1 protein-coding gene is annotated in these 1,219 nt (G+C 32.8%); it reads right to left on the bottom strand.

Features of this window, described 5'->3' with window-relative positions:
* Positions 1-187: 187 nt before the first annotated feature.
* Positions 188-1,195 (bottom strand): Abi family protein, encoded by a 1,008-nt coding sequence (locus tag K1J10_RS10490; RefSeq protein WP_223357327.1) that lies wholly within the window; start codon positions 1,193-1,195, stop codon positions 188-190.
* Between the last annotated feature and the right edge of the window lie 24 nt (positions 1,196-1,219).

Below are 1,219 nucleotides of genomic sequence, written 5' to 3'. Positions count from 1 at the left end.
GCTAGCTCAAACAGCTGGAAGAACACTCGCTTAATCAGAGGAATGACTTTGTTGCACTTGACTTGACAATTGGGGTTACGAAAAAAGTTACGAGAACCTCTCAATTTCCTATTCTAAGAGATTAATTGACATATTATAACGGAATAAAAATATATCGTGTATGGAGCTTACATATTTAGTAAATTGTCTATTCAGAATATTTAGCTATTTTTTTATTGATATAATCAGAAGGCATTCCTGATTCTATTGTAAACATAGCATCGTCATCAGGGAATTTTTTAAGATGCTCCTTGAGAGAATAGAATAAAGCAAATTCAGCATGAAATGCTGCATCTTCATTCTTAAACCATGAAAGAGAGTTAAAAAGGGTGTATAAATCATTTCTTCCTGCGCCTTTTCTATAACCAGCTTCAGATATATCCATACGTTTGTGGAAAAATTCTCTATAGCTGATTGAATATTTCTCAGAATGATAATTAAATAGTCTCCCGCTATGGGCTGCACGGTTTCTAAATGCTAAAACTAGGTATAAAATTTCTGAAAAGGTTGCTTTTACTTCCTCTGTTATAAATTCTTTAGGAATTGTTAGGCAGGTTGAAATGACTTGCTCTTTCTGAGCAGGTTTTAGTAGCTTACACATTGTTACTAGGTTTCCTAGAGTAGTACCTTTTAAAAGAATCCATGGTGGGATGTGCCCGTGAGTTTCTCTGTAATGTTTATAAGGTTCAGAGTTATCATCGTAAATTTTATTTAATTTATGAATGAGCTGATCAATCTCATAACCTCTTTTATTCTTCTTACCTTGATTATAATTTTTTCTATCCAGGTATTGTTCTTTTTCAACTCCGATATCTTTTGCGACAACGTATCCGATCGCCGTTCGTAGTGACAATTCAATCTCCATAGTCGCTTCTATAATTCCTTTTCGAATATCTTTATCAAGTTCATAGAGGGCGAGCATATGTTCAAATGTTTCGCCATCTTTATAGATTTCCTCTGCAGAGTCTAATTCAATAGTGAAATACTTATATCCGTTCACTATTTCATAGTATCCATAATTAGTTAGAGATTGTCTTGCTAAACTTTCGTTTAGAAATGTTAGATTTCTTGATTTTAGTAACTCTATCTGTTCATCAATATTTGTAAAAGATAAATTGTAAAATATAGTGCAACAAAAAAACTCATAGCGTTTCATTGGGGTAAACTGTAAGTATTCACA

Source organism: Streptococcus australis (assembly GCF_019930045.1).
GTDB lineage: Bacteria > Bacillota > Bacilli > Lactobacillales > Streptococcaceae > Streptococcus > Streptococcus australis_D.
The sequence above is the reverse complement of the archived record's forward strand: the minus strand, read 5'-3'. Positions and strand labels throughout refer to the sequence as shown.